Genomic DNA, 20,924 nt, shown 5'->3' with positions numbered 1-20,924 from the left:
TGGGGCACGCATCGACTATCGCAGAGAGGCCTCATATGGACATCGGTATCTTCATCCCCATCGGCAACAACGGCTGGCTGATTTCCAGCAACGCACCGCAGTACATGCCTACCTTCGACCTCAACAAACAGATCGTGCAGAAAGCCGAGCACTACGGTTTCGACTTCGCGCTGTCGATGATCAAGTTGCGCGGCTTCGGCGGCAAGACGCAGTTCTGGGAACACAATCTTGAGTCGTTCACCCTCATGGCCGGACTCGCCGCCGTGACCAGCAAGATCCAGTTGTTCGCCACGGTCGCGACCCTGACCATTCCGCCCGCGATTGCCGCACGCATGGCGTCGACCATCGACTCGATTTCCAATGGCCGCTTCGGCATCAATCTGGTCACTGGCTGGCAGAAGCCCGAATACGAGCAAATGGGCCTGTGGCCGGGCGATGAGTTCTTCCACACCCGCTACGAATATCTGGCCGAATACGCACAGGTGCTGCGTGACCTGTGGGCCACCGGCAGCAGTGACTTTCAGGGCGAACATTTCAGCATGCAGGACTGCCGCGTCAGTCCCCGTCCGAAAGCCGACATGAAGCTGATCTGTGCCGGGCAAAGTGAAGCTGGCATGGCGTTCTCGGCCCAGTACGCCGACTACAACTTCTGCTTCGGCAAAGGTGTGAACACCCCGACCGCGTTCGCGCCCACCGCGCAGAAGCTGATCGAGGCCAACGAACAGACCGGGCGCAACGTCACCTCCTGCGTACTGTTCATGATCATCGCCGATGACACCGACGAAGCCGCACGCGCTCGTTGGGAGCACATCAAGGAAGGCGCCGACGAGGAAGCCATTGCCTGGCTGAGCGACAAGGGCTCGGCCGACAAGAGCGCAGGCTCGAACCTGCGGCAGATGGCCGACCCGACCTCGGCGGTCAATATCAATATGGGCACGCTGGTCGGCTCCTGGGCCAATGTGGCGAAGATGCTCGACGAAGTAGCCAGCGTTCCTGGCACTCAGGGCGTGATGCTGACCTTCGACGATTTCGTGAAGGGCGTCGAAGATTTCGGTCAGAAGATTCAGCCACTGATGAGCAGCCGCAGTCACATCCTGCCGCTCAAGGAGGTGGTCTGATGAACGCGCCCGCGACGATTGCCGGTGTGGATTTGCCGCCCGATCTGCAGCCCGCCCGCGACCTGCCCGCCCGCCCCGAAGCCTTGCGCATGAAAGCTGGCGAGACGGCGCTGGTGGTGGTCGACATGCAGAACGCCTACGCCTCGCTCGGCGGCTACCTGGACCTGGCCGGGTTCGATGTCAGCAGCACGGGACCGGTCATTGCCAACATCAAAAAGGCCTGCGCCACCGCACGTGCGGCCGGTATCCCGGTGATCTTTTTCCAGAACGGCTGGGACCCGGCTTACATGGAAGCAGGCGGCCCCGGCTCACCCAACTGGCACAAGTCGAATGCGCTGAAAACCATGCGCAAGCGGCCCGAACTTGAAGGTCAACTGCTGGCCAAGGGCGGCTGGGACTATCAGTTGGTCGATGAACTGAAGCCTGAACCCGGCGACATCGTGGTGCCGAAGATTCGCTACAGCGGCTTCTTCAATTCCAGCTTCGACAGCGTGCTGCGCAGCCGTGGCATTCGTAATCTGGTGTTCACTGGAATCGCCACCAACGTCTGCGTCGAGTCGACCTTGCGTGACGGCTTTCACCTGGAATATTTCGGCGTGGTGCTGGCCGACGCCACTCATCAGGCAGGCCCCGAGTTCGCTCAGCAGGCCGCCCTGTTCAATATCGAAACCTTCTTCGGCTGGGTCTCCAGCGTCGATGACTTCTGCACCACCTTCAGCCCGGTCGGGCTACCTTCGTGAGGATCTGAGCATGACCAAGAAAGCGATCATTCCTGCTGGCACCACCAAGCCGATTGCCCCATTCGTACCGGGCTCGATGGCCGATGGCGTGCTCTACGTGTCGGGCACCCTGCCTTTCGACAAGGACAACAACGTGGTGCATGTCGGCGATGCGACTGCCCAGACCCGTCACGTGCTGGAAACCATCAAGAGCGTGATCGAAACCGCAGGCGGCACGATGGATGACGTCACCTTCAACATGATCATGATTCGCGACTGGGCCGATTACGCCAAGGTCAACGAAGTGTATGCCGAGTACTTCGCAGGTGAAAAACCGGCGCGCTATTGCATCCAGTGCGGCCTGGTAAAGCCAGAAGCACTCATTGAAATCGCCAGCATCGCCCACATCGGCTGAACCTCGAACGTGGGCGCTCGCCGCCCACCTGGAGCGCCTGCATGTTCCATGAACTTCACGCTTCGCAAACAGCCGACGCCCCGACACTGGTGCTCAGTTCGGGCCTCGGCGGCTCCAGCCGATACTGGGCCGACGACCTGCCGATCCTGACCCGTGACTATCAGGTGCTGGTCTACGACAATGCGGGCACTGGACGCAGCCCCGCCGTATTGCCGCCGGATTATTCCATTCGCCACATGGCGCTCGAACTGCTGGATCTGCTCGACTCGCTCGACATTCAGCGTTGTCACTTCGTGGGTCATGCGCTGGGCGGGCTGGTCGGCCTTGAGCTGTCGCTGCTGCGCCCGCAACTGCTGGACAGTCAGGTGCTGATCAACGCCTGGAGCAGCCCGAATCCGCACAGTGCCCGCTGTTTTTCGGTGCGCAAGAAACTGCTGTTGAACAGCGGGCCTGAAGCCTATGTGCAGGCCCAGGCGCTGTTTCTTTATCCGGCCGACTGGATCGCGGCGAACACCACGCGGCTTGCCAACGACGAGGCGCACGCGCTGGCGCACTTCCCCGACACCGACAACCTGCTGCGGCGCATTCATGCGCTGGAAAGCTTCGACATCGAGGCGAACCTTGCGGACATTCGCACACCGACGCTGCTGATCGCCAATCGCGACGACATGCTGGTGCCATGGCAGCGTTCACAGCATCTGGCCGACACGCTCCCCAACGCCAGACTGGTGCTTCTGGAATACGGCGGTCACGCCTCCAACATCACTGACCCACATCCCTTTCATCGAGCCCTGCTCGACTTTCTCAGCGCCCAGGCCTGAAGGACCGTTGCAATGCACACTCAATCCGCAATACACCCAGCCGAAACCACTGCCGTCACCCAGCTTCAATTTCGCGATGCGATGTCCAGCCTCGCTGCCGCAGTCAACGTGATCACCACCGATGGCCCGCACGGCAGGGCCGGATTCACCGCGACCGCAGTCTGCAGCGTGACCGACCAGCCACCGACGCTGCTGGTCTGCATCAACCGCAGTGCATCGGTGTACGAGGCCTTCGTGGGCAATGGCACCTTATGCGTGAACACGCTGGGTCACGAGCAGCAGGCGCTGTCCAACCTGTTCGGCGGCAAGAATTCTCAGGCCGAGCGCTTCGCTGGCGGCCAATGGCTGGAAGGTCTGACCGGCGCACCGTTACTCGATGGCGCCAAGCTGGCATTGGACTGCCGAATCAGCCAGTCAGTGAGTGTCGGCACCCACGACATTCTGTTCTGCGAGGTGCAGGACATCCGGCATGAAAGCCAATCGGACGCGCTGGTGTATTTCGGGCGTCACTATCATCCGCTGCCCGGTGTCCTGCCGACGATTTGAAAGAACGGTCGGCGCTCTCGGCCGCCGACCACTCTGTCACGGTCATTGATTGTTTTTATCAAGCGCTGGAGGCAAAACCCATTAAAGCTACAAGCTACTGATTTAAAAGAATAAAAACAGAATCAGCAACTTATTGACGTCAGTTAAATACACAAGGTCTTTTCCTGAACTGCTGCTTATACTGGCGTTACGAGATCAGGATGATCCTTGCAGTCAATAAGGTGAAGTCATGTCGATCCATCGCCAGACCACACAATCCAAAGGGGCCGTTGCGCCCTGCTCACGCACAGGCTGCTCCATTGAGCCAGATCTGGGTGGTTGGGCATGCTGAAAAAGATCCCCGTCTCCGAACTCAGCCTTGGCATGCACATCCACAAGTTCTGTCGCCCCTGGAACAGTGATCCTTTCTGGGTCGCTCACGTCGAAACCGTTCTTCACGATATCGACGTGCTCAAACGCATTCAGTCTTCCGATACGCTCGAGGTCTGGATCGACACGCAACAGGGCCGTGATCACACGCCGCAACCCACACCGGCCTCGGCGCATGACGACACCGCAGCGGCCAGCCTGGAACAGGAGGTCAAGCGCGCCAGAGCCATTTGCGGCAAGGCCCGCGATGTCGTGATGAACATGTTCAGCGAGGCCCGGATGGGGCACGCCATGAAGATGGACAATGTGGACCTGATGGTCGAGGAAATTTCCAACTCGATCCTGCGCCATCCGCACGCCCTGATCAGCCTGTCCCGCCTCAAGACATCGGATGAATACACCTACATGCATTCGGTTGCCGTCTGCGCGTTGATGGTAGCGCTTGCCCGCCGGATGGGCATGAAGGATGAGCAGGTCCGTGAGGCTGGCGTGGCGGGACTCATGCATGACGTCGGCAAGATGATGATTGCACCGGAAGTCCTCAACAAACCCGGCAGGCTGACCGTCGAAGAATTCAGCCTGATGAAGACCCATCCCGAGCAGGGGCTGAAAATTCTCGAGGAGAATCTGCCTGTCGCGGCGCTGGTGATGGATGTCTGCCTGCATCACCATGAGAAGGTCGACGGCTCGGGCTACCCCGATGGATTGCAAGGGTCGGACATCAGCATCTTCGCCAGAATGAGTGCGGTCTGCGACGTGTATGACGCGATCACCTCGGACCGGCCGTACAAGAAAGGCTGGGGTGTTGCCCATTCGATCCGTGAGATGGCTTCCTGGAAAGGCCACTTCGATGACGTGGTGTTCCAGACTTTCGTCAAGACCGTGGGCATCTACCCGGTGGGTGCGCTGGTGCGTCTGGAAAGCGGGCGACTGGGCGTGGTCATGGAGCAGAGTGACGCGTCGTTGCTGACGCCCAGGGTGAAGGTTTTTATGTCCGCACGCACCCGCAAGACCTTCGCGGCGCAGATCATTGACCTGGCGAGCAACGAAGACCGGGACGCCATTGTCAAGATCGAACTCCCCGCCGACTGGGGGCTGGACAGCGTCGATCACCTCTGGTCAGGCCTGGCGCCGGATCAGTCCGTCTCGGGTTAACTCAACAGCCCCAGCGCCTTGGCCCTCGCCACCGCCTGGGTCCGGCGCTCCACGCCCAGCTTGCTGTTGATGTGGCTGGCGTGGGTCTTGACCGTGTGCAGCGAGATGAACAATTGCTCGCTGATTTCCTGATTCGAACAGCCTTGTGCGATCAATCGCAGCACGTCCAGCTCACGCACGCTCAGGCAGTCGCTGCCGTGCACGGACTCTGCGACGGGACGCGCCTGGCACGCGGGGAGATGTTCAATCAACGCGTTACGCACAGCGCAGGGCGGTGCCTGGAGCAGTTGATCACGAAGCCATTGCGGATGTTCGTCGAGCAACGCACGAAACGCAAACAGCGCACCACCAGCGGCGGGCTGCAGGCTACGCATCAAGCGTTCCCGGGCTTCGTCATGGCGGGCCGCGTCGAGCAACAGGCCGATATGTTGAGTCATGGCCATAAGGCCCACCAATTGCGCACCGATCCGCAGGGACTGCTCTTCAAGCGCCAGAAGACGTTTCTCACTGGCGCAATGATCGCCGTTGATACGGTCCAGCATGGCGCGCTGCAGTTCGATCTGCTGCGGTAACTGTGGGTGGCATTCAGGCGCGCCAGCGGCCAGCTCGCCGGTGTAAGTCTGAGTCAGGCGCAGCAACCAGGACTCGGCCAGATCGATACGACCCTGTACCAGCCAGAGTTCACATTTGACCAGCGTGATCATGGCCAGGTAATAAATCGGCGGCACGTCCCAGATATGCATCAGCCGTTCGGCCTCGGCCAGCTCCGCAAAGGCTTCAGCGAAACGCCCTACGCAGCCTTCCATTGTGGCAATCACACAATGGCCGATGAGCACGCTGATATCGCGACAGGCATGGGCTTCGGCCAGACCGGCCAGCAGTTTTGCCCGCCCCGCATCGACCTGCATGCACAGCGTCAGCAGATAGCCTTCATACAAGGTCAGACGCGCCCGGACCGCATACAGACGGGACGAGGACAGTCCTTTGAGGCGCTGTTGACCCTGACGCACCTCTTCGAGCGCACGCAGGACCTCGCCCCGAGCCTGCAAGGCTCTGGCGCGATCATAGTGGGCGAGCGCTTCGAACAGTGGATTTGCGACCCGTTGCGCCAGCTCCAGCGCATCGCGATTCAATGCTCGGGCACGCCACAGATCGCCCTGGGCGATGGCCAGATTGGCAAGCGTCGAAAGGCACACCAGGCGCTGCCCGTAACGTTTTTCGGGCAGGCTGAGCAGGGCTTCGCTGCAATACCGCAGCGTCCTGTCGCTGTCGCCCCGACCACGGGCAATGACGCCACTCAGCGCCAACCACTGGGCCAGCATGGATTTTTGTGCGGTAGCCGAGGGCGCGGGCAGAAAACGACTCAACTGATTGGCCAGTTCTTCGGCGGCATCCAGCTGGCAGGCCAGGCCCAATGCCCAGGCATACAGCACGATCAAACGCGGGGTGCTGGTCAGCAGGCTGTCAGGCAAATCCATTTTCCAGCGCAGCAACATGCCGACGTTCTGCTCAGCCAGCAGCTGCTCTTCGGAGAGGTTCTGCACCAGATTGGCTGCGACATCCAGGTGTCCGGCGCGCAGGGCCTGCTCAACGGCTTCGTCAAGCAGCCCCTGGCCGCTGAACCAGCGACAGGCATTCAGGTGCAGGCGCGTCTGCTGCGGGCCACTGGCCTGCCGGGTGCGCAGCAGGTCTGAGAACAAATGGTGATAGCGAAACCAGTGACCCTGCTCGTCGAGCGGCACCAGAAACACCTGATGCGCCTGCAGGTAGCGCAGCATCTCGGCGCTGTCGTGGGTATCGCGGGCCGCGTCGCACAGGGCGCTGCAAAAGCGTTCCAGGCAGGCCGTTTCATAAAGAAACGCCTGAGCCTCGGCGGGCAGACAGTCGATGACTTCTTCGAGCAGGTACTCGCGAATCATCACCTCGCCGCCATGCAGCGCCTGAGGCAACGCATTGTCATCACCGGCTTCGGCAGCCGCCAGCAGCCAGAAACGCAGTCCCGCTACCCAGCCCTCACTGCGCTCAATCAGCCTTTGCAGCGCTTCGTTGTCGAGCGAGCGGCTGTGCCGGTCCAGCAATGTGATGGACTCGTCATGCGTCAGCCGCAGGTCATGTTCGTTGATTTCGAGTAACTGGCGTGAAAGACGCAGGCGGGCCAGATGCCAGTCAGGTCGCTGACGGCTGGTGACCATTACCACCAGACCCGCCGGCAAATGGTTGAGCAGAAACTGCAGACAACGATCAAGCACGCTGCCCTGGGCCAGATGGTAGTCGTCGAGTACCAGCAACAGCGGCTGACTGAGCATCAAGTGAACGGCCAGTTCGTCCAGCAGCCCGTCGAGCCAGGGTTCAAATGCAAACGGCTGATGACGCTGGCGCATCTTCAGCAAGCCCATCGCCTGCGCGCCCAATTGCGGAAGGAACTGCTGAAGCCCTGCCAGTAGACGTTCCAGAAAACGTCCAGGATCCTGGTCTCTGGAGCTCAGACCCAGCCACACGCTTTGCCATTTGTCCGGTAACGCCTGACAGAACTCGATCGCCAGAGAGCTTTTGCCGAACCCCGCCGGAGCACAGACCAGCAGCAATCGCCCAGACAAGCCTTCGTGAAGGCGCTGACACAATCGGGGTCTGGGAACATGGCCATCGGGCAGTGGCGGTCGGAAGAATCGCCCTTCCAACGCAGGAATCGCGCTGTCTGCGAACCCTTGCATACGGGACAGATCAGTCATGGCCGGCTCTTGTATGAATCGATTTTTTCGGCTTGGCAGTGCTCGGAGACTAGCGGGTTAGCGGATCGTTTTGAAGGTCATCATTGAAAAGACTGTAACAAAATTCCTACGACTTATAAGGCCTGCGGCCAGACGCAAAAAAGCCCCGCGGACGGGGCTTTGCTGTTCAAGCGTTTTCCACAGAAGCGCTTCGTGTATCCGCAAGCGCTATAAACCGGTACTTAACGAACGCCCTCCTGACGCAGCGCATTTGGCGTGAAGTCGCTGGTGCCCGCCGTGAAGCCGAACTCGTAGGCACGTTTCTCTTCGTTCTTCATGCCCAGCGCCACGTAACGGCCCGACTGCAGGTCGTAGAGTGTTTCAATGGCGTACCACGGCACTTGTTTGTCGTAGTAGTTCTCTGCATGTGCTTCGGCGACGCGCCACAGTTGGCCGCGGCCGTCGTAGTGGTCGATCACTGCTGCCTGCCAGGTGTCTTCGTCGATGAAGAAGTCACGCTTGGCATAGATGTGGCGCTGGCCTTCCTTCAAGGTTGCAGTCACGTGCCAGACACGACGCAGCTCGTAACGGGTCAGGTCCTGATTGATGTGACCGGCCTTGATGATGTCGGCGTACTTGAGCATCGGATCGTCCAGCTTGTGGCTGTTGGAGGCGATGTACATCTCCTGTTTGCCGATCAGTTTCCAGTCGTAGCGATCCGGCGCGCCGTTGTACATGTCCAGATTGTCGGAGGTGCGCAGACCGTCCGAGGCAGTGCCCGGACCGTCATACGAGACCTGCGGCGCCCGTCGCACACGTCGCTGACCGGCGTTGTACAGCCAGGCCGAACGCGGCTCCTTCACTTGGTCGAGTGTTTCGTGGACCAACAGTACGCCACCGGCCAGACGTGCCGGCGCAGTCACTTCCTGCTTGAAGTAGAACAGTACGTTGCCCGGATTCTTCGGATCGAAATCGCGCATCTTGTCGCGGAACACGAACTGATCGGCGAAGTACACGAGGCTGTAGGAACCGTTGGGCTGCGGAGTCGCCTGGGTCACCAGACGCTTCACGCTGCCGCCACGGTAGCGAGTTATGTGGTTCCAGATCACTTCGACGCCATTGGCCGGGATCGGAAACGGGATGGCCGTCTCGAAGTTCTCCAGCCCGCTGCCGCCGCCGACCAGTTTGGTGGTCGTCGCGTTACGCTTGATGGCTGCGTAGACTTCGTCCGGTACGGTTGCACCACGATGTGTCGGGTACACCGGAATCCGGTAACTGTCCGGGTAACGCTTGAACATCGCGTATTGGCCGGGCGCCAGCTTGTCCTTGTACTGCTCGACGTTGGCCGCCGTGATGGTGAACAGCGGCTTTTCGCTGGCGTAAGGATTGGCCAGGAACCCCTTGCTGTCGACTGCGCCGGCGTTCTTCGGCATCGGCGTCCAGGCCGAAATGGTGTTCGCTGCGTTACCCGCCTTTTCTGCCCCCATGGGCGTCAAAGACGTCCCCAGTTTTGCCGCCTCGGATTCAGACACCGCCGCCATGACGCTGGTCGCCAGCAGCGACACGCTCAACAGACCGGCTTGCAACAGACCCTTTGTTATTTTCATATTTATCGTCATCCCGAAAAAACCGTGTTCTTAGAAGTTCATGCCGAAGCTGAGCGCAACGAAGTCGCGGTCATCAACCGTGGTGTACTTCCCATCGAAGAAGTTGGTGTAGGAAAGGGCTGCGGTATAGGTGTTCTGATACTCGGCATCCAGACCGAGGCTGACCGCCTTGCGTCCTTCTTCGAAGTTGCCGCCCGGGCCTGGCGAGTAGCCCTTGACGTCATGCGACCAGGCCACACTCGGGCGCAGGTTCACACCGGCGAAGAAGCTGTTGTAGTCCCAGATGGCGCGAGCGCGGTAGCCCCAGGAGTTGGAGGTGGTGAACCCATCGTTCTCGCAGTAGCGGGTCAGGTTGTTCTGGTCGGCACCGGTAAGCGTACCGGCGTTGAGTGTGGCGCACTGGCCACCGGGCAGCGGGCCAGGACCATAGACGGGGTCACGACCGTAGCGGATCTCGGACGTGCTTTCCAGACCGCCGACGTGCGTGAAGCCGACCTCGCCCACCAGGGTCAGACGCTCGGCGCCCATGACCTGATCGAAGAACTGGGTGAAGGTTGTCTGCAACTGGGTGATTTCCTTGCGGCGATAACCCGGCTGGTCGGTATTGGGCTGGCCATTCAACAGCGAAACATTCGGGTTGAGCGGCGAAATACCCGAGTACAGGATGTCGGTGGTGTTGACCTGAACCGGCGCGTTCGGACGGTAGCTGATTTCACCACTCCACGCAGTGCCGGTAGGCAGCGTGGTGGAGAAGCTCAGGCCGTACAGGCGAATGTCTTCAGGGTATTCGACGTAGTAGCTGGAGTTACCGGCCACCACGACAGGCAGCAAGGTCGGCGCCAGACGCGCGGCCGTGGCTTGCGGAATGCCATTGCGCACCAGCGAACCTACCAGCCCGGCCGGGCTGAACGAGGCTGCCGAACCGCCGCGTCCGCTGAAGATCGGCGCACGGCTGTGGTAGTTCATCATGTAGGCACCGAACTCGGTGTCCAGCGGCTCATAGTTGTAACGCAGGGCGAAACCGAACTGGCCACTGTCACGCGCATCGCGATCAGGGCCACGGCGCACGACCGCGCCCTCGTCAGGATTGCCGAACACCACACCCTGCTGGCTCAGCGAGTTGAACACGGCACCGCGCGCGGCAGCCGGCAGACCTGCTGCGGCCAGCGAGGTGTTCAGACCGCTGCGGCTGCGCAGTACGGCGAGGTTGTTGTCACAGCCGTCGGAGATGACGTCGGGCTGGGAGAAGAATGTGCCGCAGTTGTCGGTAACCGTCTGGTCCCACTCGAGCTGGTAGAAACCTTCGGCCGACAGGTTGTCGGTCAGGCTCTGCGACAGGTAGAACATGTTGACCGGAATCAGGCCTTCCTTGATCTCCGAGCCAGGCCGACGGAACGCAGACACGTCGATAGGGTTGACGCTGTTGATGCCGCCACCGATGAAGGTGCTTTCACCCCAACTGATGACCTGCTTGCCGAAACGGACCGAGCCGGGCTGATCGGCGATCGAGTAGTTGTGGTACACGAAGGCATCGAGCAACTGGAACCCGGACGACTTGGCGCCCTCCTTGCGGTTCGAATCGCTGATGTCCTTGAACTCGCGGCCTTCGTCCTTGAGTTCGAAGTCATACCAGTACTTTCCACGCATGAACACGCCGGTGTCGCCGTATTTCAGTTCCAGGTCATGAATGCCCTTGAAGATCTTCGAGAACGTCTCCCCACGCTTGAAGTTCAAGTGGCCATCGTCTGACGTCTGGGACAGCCCGCGCCCGCCATTGTTGGCGCCGATAAGGTTCTTGTTGGCCTTTTCGGTCGACCAGCTGGCGCCCACGGAGAGCGAGGAGTCGAAGCTGCCTTCAATCTCGCCGATGTTGAAGGAAACGCCGAAAGCTGGACCGGCGAGCGAAGAGGCAAGACTGACAGCCAGAGGCAGTTTCGCCCGGCGCCAGAAGGGGTTGGTGGTTGTCATCGACGCTACTCCATGTGCTTTTATTGTTATGGCAGGGGGAAAATCCAAAAACGACTCAGCAGTCGAATCAAAAACTGACTGGCAACACTCATCAGGCAGCCTGAATGGCTCCAACACAAAATGTAATTCCGCTCTTGCGCATTCCCTGTGCCGACTATATCCAGCAGGCGCTGATGCCTGATCCCTCTAAAGTGTGATTTGCAGCATCAACGCCTCTGGCCCGCCTGTTCCCGAGGAACTGTGCGACAGGCCTGGAGGGGAGAATGGCTTAAATTGGCGATTTGGCAAGGCACAGAGCGGTGTCCTCGACGCCAGCGCCTGCCATACTGACTAGCACGGCAGGTGCACAGCGTGCCAATCAGTCACAGCGTGGAGAGAAATGCACTGTTACTGCTCTGCCACTGGACGATATCCAGACGCATCTTCTTCTTGTCGAGCTTGCCGACGCTGGTTTTGGGAATTTCGGTAACAAGCGCGATCTGGCTCGGAATGGCCCACTTGTTGATATGCCCCTGCTCGACGAAAGGCTTGAGGTGCTCCTTCAGGATCCGGGCATCCAGCTCATGCCCTTCGCGCACCACCAGCAACGCAAAAGGCCGCTCGCCCCACTGCGGGTCAGGAACCCCGACCACGGCCACTTCGCGTACGGCGGCGTGCCGACTGCACAGGTCTTCCAGCGCGAGAGAGGAAATCCATTCGCCGCCGGTCTTGATCACGTCCTTGATGCGGTCGCGAATGTCGATGAAACCCATGCCGTCCAGCGTCGCCACGTCACCTGTGTGCATCCAGCCACCCGCCCACATCTCGGCACCCTTTTCCGGCTCTCGGTAGTAACTCTCGCTCAGCCAGGGCGCGCGCAACACCAGTTCGCCCTGGGTTTCGCCATCGGCTGGCAAAAACTTGCCGTGCTCATCGACAATCGCCGCGTCCACCAGCATGCCCGGCACACCCGCCTTGATCCGGTACGTGATGCGCTCGTCTTCACTGCCCGCTTTCAGTTCTTCGTTGATGTGCGCCACGGAAATCAGCGGCCCGGTTTCGGACATGCCGTAAGCCGCCGTGAGCTGAATCCCTTTCGCCTTGGCCGCCTTGTACAGCGTGCGCGTGAGCGAACTGCCGCCGATGATGATCTTCCAGCCACCGAAATCGACGTCCGCAGCAGACTTGGCGTTGAGCAGCATCTGCATGATGGTCGGCACACAATGGGAAAACGTCACCTTCTCCTTGCGCCACAGCTCGACCAGCAGTTCAGGATCGTAACGGCCGGGATACACCTGTTTTAGCCCGAGCATGGTCGCGGCGTAGGGCACGCCCCACGCATGCACGTGGAACATCGGGGTAATCGGCATGTAAACGTCATCGGTACCCAGCAACCGCACGCTGTCGATGCAGCCCATGATGGTCGCGACCCCCATGGTGTGCAGAACCAGTTGCCGGTGGGTGAAGTACACACCCTTGGGATTACCCGTCGTGCCCGTGGTGTAGAACATGGTGGCGACCGAGTTTTCGTCGAAATCCTCGAATTCATATTCGGGACTCGCCGCCGCCAGCAGTTCTTCGTATTCACCGACCAGATTCGGCAAATCGGCCGTCTTTTCCGGCAGATCGGTCAGCAGCAGGGTTTTCTCGACGGTGGTCAGGTGCCCGGCAATAGCGTTGTAAAGGCCCACGAACTCGCTATTGACCAACACGACCCGGTCGTCGGCATGGTTGATGGTGTAGGCAATCTGCTCCGGCGAGAGGCGCACGTTGACGGTGTGTATCACCGCGCCAATCATCGGAATCGCAAACATGCACTCAAGATACCGGTGGCTGTCCCAGTCCATGACTGCCACCGTATCACCAGCCTTGACCCCGGCCGCTGTCAGCGCATTGGCCAGGCGACAGATACGTTCATTGAGTTCGACATAGGTGTAGCGAACTGAATCCCGGTAAACGATTTCACGCGTTTTTTCGTATCGGCTGCCAGACATCAGAAGCCGTTTGAGCAACAGAGGGTACTGATAAGCGCCATCGGCTGGCGGAAGAACGCGAGTCTGTAACATATGAGTCCCTTTCCAAAGTTCACAGGCCAAGCCTGAAATATGGACTCTAGAGCACCGCCTCGCCAGCCAAATCAGCCAAAATGATGATTTGTTCATTCGAGCCATGCAGGCGTCTGGCCAGCCACTCTCCGCTGAACCTACTCTCGTCTGTCACGCGAACCTGCATGTTCATTTCTCTGTAACTCAGTGCACCTCGGTCAGCGCAAGCTTCACACCCAGTGCGATCAATACCCCGCCCATCGCCCGGTCGAACCAGTGGCCCATACGCGCAAAACCGGCGCGCACCCGTGCCTGGCTGAACAGCCGGGCGACCAGGCAAAACCATAACGCGGTCGCCGCCGCTAGGTAGACACCGTATCCGCCCTGCACCAGCAACGGCGTGTGCGGGTTGATCACCACGGTGAACAGCGACAGGAAAAACAGCGTGGCCTTGGGGTTGAGGCCATTGGTGACGAAACCACTCACGTAAGCGCCTTTCGCGGTGCGCTCGCCCGCCGGGGCCTTGATGACGTCATCCGACGCGCTGGCAGGTTTGGCCCGCAGGGCCTTGAAGCCGATGTACAGCAAGTACGCCGCTGCCGCCCATTTCAAGGCGTTGAACAGCACGATGGATTGCGAAACGATGATCCCGATGCCCAGCAGCGAATAGCCCACGTGCACGAAAATCGCCGAACCGACACCCAGCGCCGCCCAGGTACCGGCCTTGCGACCGTGGGTAACACTTTCGCGCACCACAACGGCGAAATCGGGGCCGGGGCTGGCGACGGCCAGCAGATGGATCAGTGCGACGGTGAGAAATTCTGGCCAATACATGATTGGTTCTCCTGGAATGTTGGCAAGCCTGGGCTCTGATAGGCTGATCACACTACGCTTTTCATTTTCTCCGCAAAAGGTACAGCTATGAGTAATCCCGGCAGAGCAGTTTTCCTCGATCACACGTCGCTGGATCTGGGCGATCTGGATCTGGGAACACTGCGTGAAAGTGTTGGCGAACTGGTTCTGCACGCCAGTACGACAGCTGAGAAGGTGGCCGAACGCCTGAAGGGTGCTCAGGTTGCAATCAGCAACAAGGTCGTGATCGATGCCGGCACGTTCTCAGCCTGTCCGGACCTCAAGCTGGTTCTGGTCACGGCAACGGGCACCAATAACATCGACCTGGTTTCCGCCCGCGAACATGGCGTGACGGTGTGCAATTGTCAGGGTTACGGCACGCCATCGGTGGCTCAGCACACGCTGCTTCTGCTGCTGGCCCTCGCGACGCGCCTGCCGGATTACCAACAGGCTGTGCACCAGGGTCTGTGGCAGAAATCGAAGCAGTTCTGCCTGCTGGATTTTCCGATCGTCGAGCTGGAAGGCAAGACCCTGGGCCTGCTGGGCCACGGTGAACTGGGCGGCGCGGTGGCACGGCTGGCCGAGGCGTTCGGCATGCGTGTGTTGCTGGGGCAGATTCCAGGTCGGCCAGCGCGTGCGGATCGTCTGCCACTGGCAGAACTGCTGCCCCAGATCGATGCGCTCACCCTGCACTGCCCGCTCAACGACAATACCCGCGACATGATCGGCGCGCACGAACTGAGCCTGATGAAACCTCATGCCTTCGTCGTCAACACAGCACGCGGCGGGCTGATCAATGAACAGGCCCTTGCTGACGCACTGCGCAACGGCCATCTGGGCGGTGCGGCGTCGGACGTGCTGAGCGTCGAGCCGCCCATTGCAGGTAATCCTCTGCTTGCAGGCGACATTCCGCGCCTGATCATCACCCCGCACAGCGCCTGGGGCGCCAGGGAAGCGCGTCAGCGTATCGTCAGCCAGATCACCGAAAACGCCCAGGCATTCTTTGCAGGTGCGCCGATCAGGGTGGTAAGTGGTTGAGCGTTCACAGCGGCGCACCGTGCAGGGATGCGGAGCGTCCTGAGCGGCATTCCCACGCGCGTGAGGAACGATCAATGTGAGGCAGACTTATCGCTAGAGGGTCAGGCACTGCGATCCTGCGCCTTTCTCCAGAATGCCCGTTCGCCAATCCTGTTAAACTGCGCGCTTTTTCAGGAGCCATTCCATGGACCCGCGCAGTGAAGTGTTACTCCGTCAGGCCGAGCTGTTTCAGGGCTCGCTGTTGTTGGCCGGATTGCCTGCCGATGACCTGCTCGGGAAACTGCCGCAGGCCCGTGGGTGGTGCTGGCATGCCGGTGATCAGGCTGCGCTGGATGCACGCTTCGAAGGACGCACGCACTTTGGTGTAGAGGCGCCGGAAGAGCCATTCGAGGCCGCCGTGCTGTTCCTGCCCAAGGCCCGCGACCTGACCGATTACCTGCTCAACGCACTGGCCTCGCGCCTTCAGGGCCGCGAGCTGTTTCTTGTCGGTGAGAAGCGCGGCGGTATCGAAGCCGCCGCCCGGCAATTGAGCCCGTTCGGGCGTGCTCGCAAGCTGGACAGCGCGCGTCACTGTCAGCTCTGGCAGGTCACGGTCGAAACAGCTCCGCAGGCAGTCAGCCTGGAAAGCCTCGCCAAGCCTTATCAGATTGACCTGCAGGACGGCCCCCTCACTGTCATCAGCCTCCCCGGCGTATTCAGCCACGGTCGTTTGGATCGAGGGTCGGCACTGCTGCTGGAAAATATCGACAAACTCCCCAGCGGCAATCTGCTCGATTTCGGTTGTGGCGCGGGCGTTCTTGGTGCTGCTGTGAAGCGCCGCTACCCGCATAACGAAGTCGTAATGCTGGATGTGGACGCATTCGCTACAGCCAGTTCGCGCCTGACGCTGGCAGCCAACGGCCTTGAAGCACAGGTTTTGACCGGTGACGGAATCGACGCGGCACCCATGGGATTGAACACGATTCTGAGCAATCCGCCGTTTCATGTCGGTGTTCATACTGACTACATGGCGACCGAAAACCTGCTGAGAAAAGCACGTCAACATCTGAAATCAGGTGGCGAACTGCGCCTGGTTGCGAACAATTTCCTGCGCTATCAACCGCTGATAGAAGAGCATGTAGGGGCCTGCGAAGTCCGTGCCCAAGGCAACGGGTTCAAGATCTACAGCGCCAAACGTTCTTGAAATAAGAGCTTGCCGAAAGGATTCTGCAAGGGCAGAATCCGCTCCGTCCTAGGGGAGTAGTCTCCCACGAGCCTCACGCTCGTCCGGCACGTATCAACATACTTGGTCCTCAGACCATGGTGCGTGCGACCCAGAATCCGCTCAGACGGATCGGTGGTTTGACAAGACCTATGACACGAACACCTTACCCGGGGCGGGAAGGCTGTACGTGTCATAGCCGTGTCGACCCGCCCCTTAGGAAACCTGATGCTGGAATCACTCTTAATCCCTACCGCAGTCGTTGCGCTCGCCGAGATCGGTGACAAGACGCAATTGCTCGCGCTTATCCTCGCCGCACGTTTCCGCAAACCCTGGCCCATCATCGCCGGCATCGTCGCCGCGACCCTGGCCAACCATGCGGCGGCCGGCGCAGTAGGGGCCTGGTTCAGCAGCTTCCTTTCCGACGCAGTCCTGCACTGGATTCTGGCCGCAAGCTTCACCGCCACTGCGCTCTGGACTCTGGTTCCGGACAAGATGGACGATGACGAAGCCAGCACGGCACGCAAGTTCGGTCCGTTCATGACCACCCTCATCACCTTCTTCATTGCTGAAATCGGCGACAAGACCCAGATCGCAACCGTCATGCTGGCCGCGCAGTACTCGCATCTGTGGCTGGTGATCATCGGCACCACGGTCGGCATGCTGATCGCCAACGTGCCGGTGGTACTGGCGGGTAATTTTGCAGCGGACAAACTGCCGCTGACCATGATTCGTCGACTGGCCGCCTGTGCTTTCTTCGTACTGGCACTGGTCGCGGTGTACAAGGCCATGCAGGTCAGTGGCTGGGTTTGACGCTTGACTGGATCAGGCGCGTTGCAGGTTGTCAGGCAACGCGCCGTTCATGGAGGTCGATCAGGACTTGGGAGCGCTCTGATACAGCGGCATCACCTTGGGAATCGCAGCCTGCAGAGAGGCAATGCGGTGTTCCGAAGCCGGGTGAGTGCTCATGAACTCAGGCTGGGAACCGCCCGAATTCTGAGTCATTTTCTGCCAGAGAGTGATTGCCGCGTTGGGGTTGTAACCTGCGCGGGCGGCCAGCTCAAGGCCCAGCAGATCCGCTTCGTTTTCGTTGCTGCGGCTGTTGGGCAGGGTCATGCTGTAATTAACCGCGGTGTCGGCGAGCGCCATGCTGTCCTGACCCAGACCGAGCAAAGCGCCAGCGCCCTGTTTGGCCATTGCCACACCATAAGCCTTGGACATCGCCTCACGGCCGTGCTCGCGAAGGGCATGGGCGATTTCATGGCCCATGACCGCAGCGATTTCGTCGTCGGTCAGCTTCAGGGTATCGATCAGGCCCGTGAAGAAAATGATCTTGCCGCCAGGACCGCAGTTGGCGTTCAGGTCGTCGCTTTTGATCAGGTTCACTTCCCACTGCCATTGCGCCGAATCGGGACGCAGTTTCGGCGCCTGCGCGATCAGTCGTTTGGCAATCGCATTGACGCGTTTGGCGTCTGAACTGGTGGTATCCAGCACGCCTTTGCTGCTCGCCTCGCCTACCGTCTGCTGGTAGGACTGGGCGTACATTTTGTTCACTTCATCCGTGGACAGCATGCTGAACATGTACTGCTTGCGCTCGACACCTACCGAATCACCGGTCGTGGTATTGACGGCCTGACACCCGCCGAGCAGTAACGCAGCGCTCAAGGCACAGAGGGCAAATGACTGACGCATGATGAATCTCCTTGTTCGTGAGGCGGTCATCCTAGGACGTGAATACGCCCAGCGCCAGATACCAGCCAATTGCCATATTGGTACATGCCCGTGGTAAATGGTTCCTTGGGTATGCCAGGTGTGTATCAGGCGCGTGTCAGCTTATACACATTTATCAACTCAGCGGCGTCAGACACTCTGGCGCATTGAGCTTCGGGTCGTTCACCAGATTGGCCAGTGGCCGTTCACGCAGCGCGACCTGCGGTGCGGCCAGCAAGGCTTGCAGTTTAGGGAGCGGCGTATCGGACGCCAGCCAGGCTTTCTGCCCCTCGGCATCCAGAATCAAGGGACGGCGCTGAGTGGCGGCGGCCTGAGTCACCACTGCGACACTCAGGTAGGTATGACCCTGAACCGGATAGGCTTCCCAGATCGCTGCAAAAAACAAGGCTGAGCCTTCCCCCGGAGTGAGCCAGAACGGACGCTTGCGCGAGGTGCCGCGCCATTCATAAAAGCCATTGGCGGGAAGCAGGCAGCGCCGCTGCTTGAAGGCTTCGCGAAACATGGGCTGTTCGGCCACCGTTTCAGCGCGTGCATGAGCCGGGGTTTTCGACAGATCCGTCAGCCAGGCCGGGGTCAGGCCCCAGCGGGCACGCACCAGTTCGATGTCGCCGCCCTCTTCGGCGGCGCGCATGATCAACACCCAGTCCGCCGGAGAAATATTCCACTGGGCCTGCTGGTCAGCCGGAAAACCGGGCAAGGCCGCGAAGGCGGGGGTCCAGCGAAACAGGGCATAACGTCCACACATGAGGGGTAATCGGACTCTTTAAAGACGGCGTTCAGCACACCAGTACATCGGGAAAACTGTCCGGCTCATCGCCACCGGACAACGGCGAAGCGGCATTGTACGCAGTGATCAGTTCCCGTGCGCGCTCGACCTTGTCGTCGTCGACAGTGATCCACAGCAGGCCGAACACCGGCAACTCACCCATGCCACCCAGAAGATCACGGCCCGTGAGGCCCGCTTCGATCCCTTCACTGGCCAGCATGCCTTGCAGCAACTCGCCTTCCATGAGGTTTTCCGGCTCGTAGATTCTCTGCATCACTCGTTCTCGGTGCGTACATCCAGCGTCCATTGCTCGCCGTCGGTCTGGAGGTCGAATACGATCGGGCGGCAGCAGACCTGACAGTCTTCAATATACTGTTGATCACCGCCGGACAGATCCAGTAACGCTTCAATGGGCTCGCCGCAGTAAGGGCAGTCGTAACTCTGTAATTCCTGCATCGCGGTCTCCGGGATCAGTTGTGCGTATAATTGCGCCATTCTTTGAAGGTTGTCGTGAAAAACCTGCCTTCTTTTTACCCTATCCGATTCCAACAAGAGAGCATGATGGGCGAATTCGATGCCATCCGACCTTACAACGATTCAGAAGTCCCAGCCGTTCTGGCACGTCTGCTGAGTGATAAAGCCTTTCTCGCGATTCTGACCAAATTCCGTTTTCCTCGTCTGGCGCCTGCGTTCGGCTGGTTTCTGCAACCGACCCTGGCCCGCAAGCTGCGCCGTGAGTTCGCCGGTATCGATTCGGTCGCCACACTGCAGGACAAAGTCGAGTACTACGTCGACCACACCATCGAGCGCGCCACCGACGGCGTCACCTATACCGGCGTCGAGCAACTCAAGTCCGGCTGTGCCTATCTGTTTCTGGCCAACCACCGCGATATCGTGATGGACCCGGCGTTCGTCAACTACGCCGTGTACCACGCAGGCCTGCCTACGCCGCGCATTGCGATTGGCGACAACCTGCTGCAGAAGCCCTTTGTCAGCGACCTGATGCGCCTGAACAAGAGCTTTATCGTGCATCGCTCGATCATCGGGCGACGCGAGAAGATGGCGGCCTATCAGTTGCTGTCGGCGTACATCAATCACTCGATCACCAAGGACTGCCAGTCGATCTGGATTGCCCAGGCCGAAGGTCGCGCCAAGGACGGAGATGACCGTACCGAGTCGGCGATCCTCAAGATGTTTCACATGAGCCGCAAGGATGAGCCTTTCGGCGATGTGATTCGTTCGCTGAACCTGATTCCGGTGTCCATCAGCTACGAATACGATCCCTGCGATCAGGCCAAGGCACGCGAGCTGTATATCCGCGCCACCACCGGCGTCTACACCAAGACGCCGGGTGAGGACGACGTGAGCATCGCGCTGGGCATCACCGGCTATAAAGGTCGCGTGCACGTGAACTTCGCGCCGCCGATCACCGAGCATTTCGAAGACACCAAGCAACTGGCCATCGAGATGGATCGGCAGATCCTCGGCGGCTATCGCCTGTTCCCGGTGCATTATCTGGCGTACGCGCAGTGGACCCATGCAGAGCCAGACCTGAACGTGCCACTGGCTGCCGACCTGTTCCCTGCCGATGAGCTCAATCGTGCAAAAGACGAATGGGAAAGCAGACTGGCCGGAGTGCCTGCCGAGCACCGACCTTATCTGGTGCAGCAATATGCGATGCCCGTGCGTAATCAGTACCGGGTCAAGGCAGGCCTGGCGCTTTGAGTCGCCGGTGATCGTGCCAATGTGATCACCACCGGACGCGGAGCGTCCTGAGAGGCGTTACCACGCAGAGCGTAGGAACGAGCGGAGGTCTCAGACACACTGATCGTGCCCATACTCCGCGCTCATCGTTATACACAAGTCCTCTTGGAGGAATACGATGA

19 protein-coding genes and 1 riboswitch are annotated in these 20,924 nt (G+C 59.9%); of the genes, 10 read left to right on the top strand and 9 right to left on the bottom strand.

Annotated features, from left to right (window positions below):
* Positions 1–35: 35 nt before the first annotated feature.
* The 6 genes from rutA (at position 36) to AO065_RS22540 (ending at position 5,143) form a co-directional block, all read left to right on the top strand.
* Positions 36–1,118 carry a pyrimidine utilization protein A gene (gene rutA / locus AO065_RS22565; protein ID WP_004885144.1) on the top strand — a complete coding sequence of 361 codons (1,083 nt, stop codon included), beginning with the start codon at positions 36–38 and terminating at the stop codon, positions 1,116–1,118.
* Complete coding sequence (gene rutB, locus AO065_RS22560) at positions 1,118–1,858, top strand: pyrimidine utilization protein B (protein WP_004885145.1); 741 nt, start codon at positions 1,118–1,120, stop codon at positions 1,856–1,858. Before rutA ends, rutB begins: the two co-directional genes overlap by 1 nt.
* Positions 1,859–1,868: 10 nt before the next feature.
* Complete coding sequence (gene rutC, locus AO065_RS22555) at positions 1,869–2,252, top strand: pyrimidine utilization protein C (RefSeq protein ID WP_004885146.1); 384 nt, start codon at positions 1,869–1,871, stop codon at positions 2,250–2,252.
* A 41-nt stretch (positions 2,253–2,293) separates the two neighbouring features.
* A complete protein-coding gene (gene rutD / locus AO065_RS22550) occupies positions 2,294–3,073 on the top strand; it encodes a pyrimidine utilization protein D (RefSeq protein WP_004885147.1) in 780 nt (259 codons plus the stop codon).
* Positions 3,074–3,085: 12 nt separating this feature from the next.
* Entirely contained in the window at positions 3,086–3,619 is a 534-nt protein-coding gene (rutF, locus tag AO065_RS22545) for an NADH-dependent FMN reductase RutF (RefSeq protein WP_004885148.1), read from the top strand.
* Positions 3,620–3,943: 324 nt separating this feature from the next.
* A complete protein-coding gene (locus AO065_RS22540) occupies positions 3,944–5,143 on the top strand; it encodes a cyclic di-GMP phosphodiesterase (protein WP_004885149.1) in 1,200 nt (399 codons plus the stop codon).
* Here AO065_RS22540 and AO065_RS22535 read toward each other — a convergent pair.
* From AO065_RS22535 to AO065_RS22515, 5 genes are all read right to left on the bottom strand, one after another.
* Positions 5,140–7,872, bottom strand: a complete 2,733-nt coding sequence (locus AO065_RS22535) for a winged helix-turn-helix domain-containing protein (RefSeq protein ID WP_004885150.1) — start codon at positions 7,870–7,872, stop codon at positions 5,140–5,142. The genes AO065_RS22540 and AO065_RS22535 overlap by 4 nt on opposite strands.
* Positions 7,873–8,093: 221 nt before the next feature.
* Positions 8,094–9,458, bottom strand: a complete 1,365-nt coding sequence (locus AO065_RS22530; RefSeq protein ID WP_004885151.1) for a DUF1329 domain-containing protein — start codon at positions 9,456–9,458, stop codon at positions 8,094–8,096.
* 30 nt (positions 9,459–9,488) lie between these two features.
* Positions 9,489–11,426 (bottom strand): DUF1302 domain-containing protein, encoded by a 1,938-nt coding sequence (locus tag AO065_RS22525; RefSeq protein ID WP_004885152.1) that lies wholly within the window; start codon positions 11,424–11,426, stop codon positions 9,489–9,491.
* A 362-nt stretch (positions 11,427–11,788) separates the two neighbouring features.
* Entirely contained in the window at positions 11,789–13,471 is a 1,683-nt protein-coding gene (locus AO065_RS22520) for a fatty acid--CoA ligase (protein ID WP_004885153.1), read from the bottom strand.
* Between the two features lie 183 nt (positions 13,472–13,654).
* Complete coding sequence (locus AO065_RS22515; protein ID WP_004885154.1) at positions 13,655–14,284, bottom strand: LysE family translocator; 630 nt, start codon at positions 14,282–14,284, stop codon at positions 13,655–13,657.
* A gap of 87 nt (positions 14,285–14,371) precedes the next feature.
* On the opposite strand from AO065_RS22515, the gene AO065_RS22510 reads away from it, so the two are divergent.
* From AO065_RS22510 to AO065_RS22500, 3 genes are all read left to right on the top strand, one after another.
* Positions 14,372–15,340 carry a 2-hydroxyacid dehydrogenase gene (locus tag AO065_RS22510; RefSeq protein ID WP_004885155.1) on the top strand — a complete coding sequence of 323 codons (969 nt, stop codon included), beginning with the start codon at positions 14,372–14,374 and terminating at the stop codon, positions 15,338–15,340.
* A 184-nt stretch (positions 15,341–15,524) separates the two neighbouring features.
* On the top strand, positions 15,525–16,523 hold the full coding sequence (locus tag AO065_RS22505; protein WP_004885156.1) for a class I SAM-dependent methyltransferase: 999 nt from the start codon (positions 15,525–15,527) through the stop codon (positions 16,521–16,523).
* Between the two features lie 38 nt (positions 16,524–16,561).
* Positions 16,562–16,700, top strand: a riboswitch (yybP-ykoY riboswitch).
* Positions 16,701–16,769: 69 nt separating this feature from the next.
* Positions 16,770–17,354 (top strand): TMEM165/GDT1 family protein, encoded by a 585-nt coding sequence (locus tag AO065_RS22500; RefSeq protein WP_004885157.1) that lies wholly within the window; start codon positions 16,770–16,772, stop codon positions 17,352–17,354.
* 60 nt (positions 17,355–17,414) lie between these two features.
* Here AO065_RS22500 and AO065_RS22495 read toward each other — a convergent pair whose 3' ends face one another.
* The 4 genes from AO065_RS22495 to AO065_RS22480 all read right to left on the bottom strand — a co-directional run bounded on the left by AO065_RS22495 (position 17,415) and on the right by AO065_RS22480 (position 19,494).
* A complete protein-coding gene (locus AO065_RS22495; protein WP_004885158.1) occupies positions 17,415–18,233 on the bottom strand; it encodes a M48 family metallopeptidase in 819 nt (272 codons plus the stop codon).
* A gap of 154 nt (positions 18,234–18,387) precedes the next feature.
* Entirely contained in the window at positions 18,388–19,017 is a 630-nt protein-coding gene (locus tag AO065_RS22490) for an SOS response-associated peptidase (protein WP_004885159.1), read from the bottom strand.
* Positions 19,018–19,048: 31 nt separating this feature from the next.
* On the bottom strand, positions 19,049–19,312 hold the full coding sequence (locus tag AO065_RS22485) for a putative signal transducing protein (protein WP_004885160.1): 264 nt from the start codon (positions 19,310–19,312) through the stop codon (positions 19,049–19,051).
* Positions 19,312–19,494: a CPXCG motif-containing cysteine-rich protein gene (locus AO065_RS22480; protein ID WP_004885161.1), complete on the bottom strand. Its 183-nt coding sequence runs from the start codon at positions 19,492–19,494 to the stop codon at positions 19,312–19,314. Before AO065_RS22480 ends, AO065_RS22485 begins: the two co-directional genes overlap by 1 nt.
* 105 nt (positions 19,495–19,599) lie before the next feature.
* Between AO065_RS22480 and AO065_RS22475 the strand changes: the two genes are divergently transcribed.
* Entirely contained in the window at positions 19,600–20,763 is a 1,164-nt protein-coding gene (locus tag AO065_RS22475; protein ID WP_032651821.1) for a 1-acyl-sn-glycerol-3-phosphate acyltransferase, read from the top strand.
* Positions 20,764–20,924 lie beyond the last annotated feature (161 nt).

It is taken from the genome of Pseudomonas viridiflava (assembly GCF_001642795.1).
Classification (GTDB): Bacteria; Pseudomonadota; Gammaproteobacteria; order Pseudomonadales; family Pseudomonadaceae; genus Aquipseudomonas; species Aquipseudomonas viridiflava.
The sequence above is the reverse complement of the archived record's forward strand: the minus strand, read 5'-3'. Positions and strand labels throughout refer to the sequence as shown.